The following is a 7578-nucleotide window of genomic DNA, read 5'->3' on the forward strand; positions in this document are numbered from 1 at the left end:
TAATTGTGCCGATGCACGATATGCCTACGGCACGCTGTGCGAAGGCACTCCTGCAAGTGCCTTAACAAAAGTTCATACAGTGTCGATTACTTTTGTCCGACTACTTAGCGTTTGTTTTGTGTGTTTGACGTAATTAATCAAGCTCAAGGGAATTGCCGAGTTATCCTCAAACGGCATTGATTCAACATAACAATTTTCGCGGTTAAAGCAGTAGCCGACAACTGACCATTTGCCATTTTCGTTCAAAATCAATGCTCCTTTTTCAGCACCAGCATTTTCGATCGCCATTTGCATAAGGCTAGAAAGCAAGCGATCGATTTGCATTTCGCTGGACAGTGCTTGAGAAGCTTTGATAACCGTTGGTAAATCTACTAACTCGGAACTGCTGGTACTGCCAGTAATTGTTCTGGTAGAACTAGAAATTGATGACGCACGACTGGAAGTAAAAATTTCCTCGCTGGGAGCGAGGTGAGTTTTATTGTTTTGCAGGATACTAACAAGTAATTCGGGATAGCGTTTTTCTAGATCGTCAATTTTCGATGATGCACCCCAACGAGCGTAAGCATAGTAAGCATCAATTAGATATACTTCTGCAATTTTTTCGTTACTGCATTCCAGGTAGAATTTAGCAGCTAGTTCATTCGCGAGAGCTTCTTCGTTGAGATATTCATTTTCTTTGGCGATGGCAATTGCGCGATCGTAAGCTTTCATTGCTTTCATCTTTTCACCCTGTACTCGGAATATCTCCGCTTCCACTAAGTAAAATTTGTGCGAAAAATTCATCGGGGCATGATGAGCCCATTTTTGCAGTTTTTCCTGATTGCTTCGCACATGAAGTAGATGTTCCTGTTCCGAATTGCGATCGCTATTTATAGCCGCCAGCCGCACCAGCGAATCGTAGAAGTAGAACATCGGTACGTTCAGCATCCCCGTCACCGCGTCTAAATACTGTTCCGCTTGCCGAGCATTTTCTAGAGCTTGCTCAGTATTGCCGAACAGATAGCAAATGAGCATTTTGTGGAAGTGAAAATAATGGAGTCCGTTGCGATCGTTCGCCTGGATGTGAAACGGCAGCATTTTCTCTTCGTTATAAGCTTCACCTGCAAAGCGACAAGGATCTTCTGAGTGTCCTAAAAGATTTAATAGAGCTTGATGAACGATTTGAGTATAATTCAATGCAGCTTCTTGTTTGAATTGAGCAAGCGCTTTACAGTAAGTGTCTATTTCCTGTTCTAATTCCGTTAGGTTATGCGCGATTAAATAGGAATATTGAGAAATTTCTTTGGCTGAATATCCCAATTCTAACTCTCCCGTTTCCAATCCTCTCGCGTAACCTTCTTTTAAAAGGGGAATAGTCTCTTTGACATGGTGTTTACCATGTATAATGTGGACGCCGACAGTATAGAAAACTTTGGTTTTGAGGTAATTAGCGTTAAAGCGATCGACGATATTTAAAGCCAATTGACCGAATTGATATCCAGTTTCGATATCTAAAACTACACCGCTTAATATCAATCCATACAAAGCGTAAGCAAATGCAGATAAAGGAGCGTTGCCGTAAAAAACTGACAACTGAACCATTTTCAAAATTATCAGCGGCAGGAGCAAAGGAGCGGTTATATAAGCTGGCGAAACTATCCCCGATAAAATCCGCATCGCTGCCTGTTTTTTCGGGTCTATCATATCTGGCGAATTGACAAAATCGGCAATATTTTTGTCAGCAAAAAGCGCTGCTGTTTCTTCTAGAGCTTGCTGAATATCCGCCGGACTTGGCTGTTCCGGAAAGTTAATTTCCAAGAGTTTGAGAATTTCCAATCCCATTTCGACGGCTTGTTTCGGTTTGACTTGCGCCGTACAAGCGGAAAGCTTAATTTCATACACTTTCACTTTATCCAGCAACGTTTTGGCGTTGTGCAGCACTATGTCAGCTAACTCCTCCATCTGCTGAAAATCAGTGCTTAAATAGCCAATTTCTGCTGCTAAAACGTGCAGGTTGAGTGCTAATTCATACTTTGTTTGCCAGCTATTTACGGCTAAAAGTTGCCTGCCAACGTTTAAATATCCGCGTGCTGCCGCATAAGCAGTAGCACTCTTTGCTTTGCGTCCCGCGATTAAATTCAGTTGAGCCAGTCGATCGCGCTCGGTTCGATCGACAATCAACTCCATACCATAATTCAACTGATTGACAATATCAAAAATTTTCTCTTCTCTTTCAGCTTCAGGGGTTTTATTCAACAAAAGTTGACCGATTTTTAGGTGAGTTGCTTGTTTTTGCGATTCGGGAATCAAAGCATAAGCAGCTTGCTGCACGCGATCGTGTAAAAATCGGTAGGTGGGAACCTGGGAATTAGTAATAGCTAACTGGGTAGATTCTTGTTGATTACCGACAAGCGTTTCTCCGTTTTCATCTGCTTGGAAAAACTTGTAAACTTCACTCGTAGGCAGAACTAAACCATCTTGCAATGCTTTCCACAAATCTACTGCTGTTTCCGATCGAGATTGCTCGCGGACAATGGCAAGTGTGCTTAAGTCGAATTGATGACCGATGCAGGCGGCAAGTTTCAATACTTCTTGAGTAGCTACTGGCAATTTCTGTAATTGCAGTGCCATAAATTCAACCACATCATCGGTCAGTGCCAATGCTCGCAATCGGGAAATATCACACTGCCAATAACGCTCTTTAAAATTAAATTCGATTAGTCCATCTTCGTGGAGAAACTTGAGGAATTGAGTTAGGAAAAATGGATTGCCTTTTGTTTTTTGATAAACCAGTTCGTTGAGAGGTTTTGCGAGCGCGATCGAACAACCCAAAGTATCGGCAATCAAAACGTTCGCATCCGACTTCTGGAGCGCTTCTAAAGTCAGGGTGTTAACCGTTGCGCCAGTTTTTTGAATTTCTGTCAAAGTCAGCATCAACGGGTGCGTCAAACTAACTTCATTATCGCGATAAGCACCAATTAAGAATAGATAGCCGCGATCGTTCTGGTCGATCAGCAATTGAATCAAGTGCAAAGATGCTGAATCTGCCCATTGCAAATCGTCTAAAAATATGACAAGGGGATGTTCCTTTGTTGTGAAGACTTGAATAAATTTCTGGAATAAGAGATTAAAGCGATTTTGCGCCGCACTTCCCGATAGTTCTGCGGCTGGGGGTTGCGCTCCGATAATTTGTTCTAATTCGGGAATCACTTCCACAATTACTTGCGCGTTGTCGCCCAATGCTGTCAGAATTTCCGACTGCCACTGCACAAGTTTGGCATCGGTTTCGCTCAGCAATTGCCCCATTAAATCTCGAAAAGCTTGTACGAAAGCTGAGAAGGGAAGGTTGCGCTGAAATTGGTCAAATTTGCCTTTGATGAAGTAGCCGCGCTGCCGCACAATTGGTTTGTGAACTTCGTTGACGACAGCGGTTTTGCCAATACCGGAAAAACCGGCAACGAGCATCATTTCTATTTGGGATTTGGGATTTGGGAGAGCTGATTCCGATTGATTGGCGATGCGATTCTCCGAAGGAGACGCTACGCGAACGAATGCCGCCAGGAGGGTTTGTACTTCCCTTTCCCGACCGTACAATTTTTCTGGGATAATGAAGCGATCGCACAAGTCTCGCTGCCCTAATTCAAAAGGTACGATCGTTCCCGTATTTTTCCATTGCCACAAACAAGTTTCCAAATTGTCCTTAAGTCCCAGCGCACTTTGATAGCGGTCTTCCGCATTTTTCGCCATCAATTTGCTGACAATATCAGACAGTATTTGAGGAATTCTTGGGTTGAGCTGATTTACTGAGATAGGCTGTTTGGCAAGGTGACAGTACACCAATTCCATCGGGTCATCAGATTGGAACGGCAGCTGTCCGGTAAGCAGTTCGTAGAAAGTCACTCCCAGAGAGTAAAAATCCGTGCGGTAATCAATACCTCGATTCATCCGTCCAGTTTGTTCGGGAGATAGATAAGGTAGAGTCCCTTCCAAGACTTTGGGATTTTGAAGAACTTGGGTTTCGCGAGGCAAAAGCGATGCAATGCTAAAATCAATTACTTTGACTTCTTTGGTAGTTGGGTTAATCAAAATATTGGCGGGTTTGATATCTTTGTGGATGATCGAGTGGCGATAGAGTCCGTCGAGGGTATCGGCAATTTGAACAGCAATGGGAAGAAACTCACTCAGAGGTAATTCCCCTTTACTTTTCCGATCGCCAACTGATGCCATATAACAAGATAGAGAAATTCCGCCAAAATCTTCCATAATCAGGGCATAGCGGTTTTCATAGTTTTCCAGGCTGTAGAGTTTGGTAATGCCAGGGATATCGATGTTTTTAGCGATGATGTATTGGTTCCGAAATTGAACTATTTCGGTGAATCGGGGAAACTCATTTCGTAGCAGTTTGATAACTACAGGTTGCCCATCTGAAGCTCGAATACCCCGATAAACCAGAGTTCGCGTTCCGGTATAGATTTGCTGGGTAATGCTGTAGCCGAGAAGATTAATTGTTGTGTCCGCCATCCCTACCCCCATCTCTGCTGCCGAACGTAAATCGTTACTAAATTTTATGTTAAATTAAATTCTTTAATAAATTTATTTAATTTTAAAAAGTTATGTATCTTTTTTGCAAATATTTAGCAATACATTAGACATCTCCAAAAATTCTTGTGGGGTAGGTATCCTGCCTGCCCTTTGAGATTCTTTTGGAGGAGATGTCTATTAGATAATTCCTTTCTCTTCTGTCTGGTTTTCCCCTGGCAATGAAGCTTTAAACTTAGTTATTTAGTAAGACTTATGCCATCTCCGATTTCAACAGCTATGGCTGTAAGGGTAATTCATGAATTACCCTTACAGCTTGGCAACCACTTTTGTCTCGGTCTTATCTAAGTAAAATTACTGATAATAGCATAGCCAAAGCCTTATATTATAAGTAAATTTACCCTAATAATCTCATAGTTGATTTCTATACGTAAGTGTGATGACGATCGCAGACCTTTTCAAAATCGGTCACTGCATAATGTGGCAAGCAAACAGATATTATGATGCAATCGTCATCTACAACAATATGAAACTATGGCTCTCCTGGATTCAGCCTAACTTTTATAGCTCGTGAGAGTCAAGTTGATATCGCGAGTAACCGCTAGCGCAAAGGCAATCATCTCGTTTCCATAAACCTCACTAGGGAGATCCGACAATCACCCTGTCGGGTGAATCAATTGAATGAAGCGCGATCGCCTCGTGCAATCGTAACTTTAAGTTAGAACGCTGAATCCGGGGGAGAAACGATCGTCAAACTGGCGATCGCAACCACCTTTCGCATTCATCAGGGGATTAGCGACATGACTGTACAATTTACAGATTTAGAAATCTTAGCCCAACACGGTCTGGATTTAACGCCGATCGAGGTACTAGCTAAGCAAGTATTGCAGTATCAGGATGCCACCCCACAAGAAATTTTGGAGCTGCTTGAAGAAGTCGCGCACAGCTATGCAGTTTTAGCGCCGACACTTTCGCCAAACCTGCGCTATAGTGCCAAAAAAGAAATAGAGTTTTTTGTATTTCTATATCAAGATAGCCTCAGAAAGTTAACTAACCCCCACAAGGTACGGGAATCCCAGGAAAGCGTTCAATCTCTATCGCATTGTGTACGTGCCATAGTAGACGAGCTGTTAAATTCAAAAAAGTGTCGAACCCTGCAAACTTTTGAAATTGCTCCCGTAACGTGATTCCCGATGCCTAACTACATACAAGCTTTACGAGACTGTTGCCAGGATGAAGCTGCTTTTGAACGGCTCAAACAAATCCTAGCGTCGGCAGTGAAAGACGAAGCATTTACAAAACTTCTCCTATCTTTAGATTCCCAACTCAGATCGAATGCTTCCTGCTTGCCAGACCTTGTATGTCAGCCTCCAAAACAGAACATCCCCAAATCCCATCCCCCGGCAATAGCTCGTATTAGCGGGTATGAAGAAGAGGTAATTGGTAGTAGCTCAATTGAAATCAATGCTAGGGTGAATTCTCTAGATCGCCTGAGAATGGAACGATTATTGCAGTCAGAAGGAGCAGTCCACAACTGGGAATATGAGTTTCACAATAAGTCGGGTGAAGTATTGGTGGGGCTACTATCAGCAGAAATAATCAAAAGTAGCTTGGAGGAAGGTGAGTTCACCCTCACAACGAATATTATGGAACCGCAGCGGGCCCAAGTGCAAATGCGTGTATTGCCAAATCGCGATCGCGTCTGCACGACGCCGCCTTTTTCTCATAAAGTTTGGTGCAGCGCTCGTTTATTGGGCGAGATGGCTTTGCGAATTCGCAACTCGCTCAACCTCGATCGAATTCTCGATAGCACAGTAGAAGAAGTTAGGCAATTTCTGCAAGCAGACCGCGTTTTCATCGGTTGCGTTAACGATTTCGGTAGGGGGCAAATTCTCGCAGAATCCGTAGACCCCAAATGGGAATCCATCAAAGGATGGAAACTCGATGAAACTTATGTTAAAGAAATTAAATCTTTTTACGAAGATCGTAATGTCCGCGTTATTGACGATACAGATCGAATCGAAAAAACTCCCTTTTTAAAGGAATACTATAGCCGTTACCAGGTAAAAGCCAGCCTGGGTGTGCCTATTATTGTGGAATCAGAGTTTTTTGGAGTATTAGTTGCCAACCAATGCTCCAGCCCTCGTCATTGGCAACCGTTTGAAATAGACTTACTGGAAAAATTGGCAACCCAAGTAGCGATCGCCATAAAACAAGCACAACTTTACAAACAAGTGCAAACCCTCAATGCCAACTTAGAACGCCAAGTCGAAGAACGTACAGCACAGCTACAGCAACGCAACAGAGAACTCCAAGAACTAAACAGAATTAAAGATGTTTTGCTGCATACAGTTTCCCACGATCTTCGCACATCGGTGATGGGAACGTTAATGGTATTCAAAAATTGGTTGGCTCGGTCAGAGGAAAATATATCTATATCTCGTAAATTATTAGAACGTATGGTTGCTGGGATCGATCGCCAACTGAAAACGATCCACTCACTGCTAGAAACTCATACAAGTGAAGAACAGGGAACTATTATCCATCGCGAGTTTGTTCGATTCAACACCCTGCTACTATCTATTATTAAAGACTTAGAACCAATGCTGGCAGAAAATCAAGCCAGCCTGACCAATCTTGTCCCTGACAATTTACCGTTAGTAATACTCGATCCGACTCAAATACAGCGAGTTTTTGAAAGTTTATTTACCCATACTTTGAAACACAATCCCCCCGGATTGTGTTTAAGCCTGAGCGCTACAGTGGAAGCGGGGACAATTCGCTGCCATATCCAGGATAACGGTACGGGGATGAGTCAAGTAGAGTGCGATCGCCTCTTTGACCTCTACGTCCGCGACCCTCAAGCACGATGCTCCACCGGTATCGGTCTAAAATTATATCTTTGTCGGCAAATTATTCAAGCTCACGGCGGTCAAATCGGCGTCACTAGCAGTCGCGGTTCCGGTTCAAACTTTTGGTTTACCTTACCGGTGGCCAATTGTTAGAGGAGTGGGGGAGTGGGGGAGCGGGGGAGCGGGGGAGCGGGGGAATTAATATTTT

3 protein-coding genes are annotated in these 7578 nt (G+C 43.2%); 2 read left to right on the top strand and 1 reads right to left on the bottom strand.

Annotated features, from left to right (window positions below):
* Window positions 1–72: 72 nt before the first annotated feature.
* A complete protein-coding gene (locus H6G03_RS36305) occupies window positions 73–4500 on the bottom strand; it encodes an ATP-binding protein (RefSeq protein WP_190475666.1) in 4428 nt (1475 codons plus the stop codon).
* 818 nt (window positions 4501–5318) lie between these two features.
* Between H6G03_RS36305 and H6G03_RS36310 the strand changes: the two genes are divergently transcribed.
* Both H6G03_RS36310 and H6G03_RS36315 read left to right on the top strand, forming a co-directional pair.
* Window positions 5319–5705, top strand: a complete 387-nt coding sequence (locus tag H6G03_RS36310) for a hypothetical protein (protein WP_190475668.1) — start codon at window positions 5319–5321, stop codon at window positions 5703–5705.
* A 6-nt stretch (window positions 5706–5711) separates the two neighbouring features.
* Window positions 5712–7523: a sensor histidine kinase gene (locus H6G03_RS36315; protein ID WP_190475670.1), complete on the top strand. Its 1812-nt coding sequence runs from the start codon at window positions 5712–5714 to the stop codon at window positions 7521–7523.
* The last annotated feature ends 55 nt before the right edge of the window (window positions 7524–7578 follow it).

This window comes from Aerosakkonema funiforme FACHB-1375 (assembly GCF_014696265.1).
Taxonomy (GTDB): Bacteria; Cyanobacteriota; Cyanobacteriia; order Cyanobacteriales; family Aerosakkonemataceae; genus Aerosakkonema; species Aerosakkonema funiforme_A.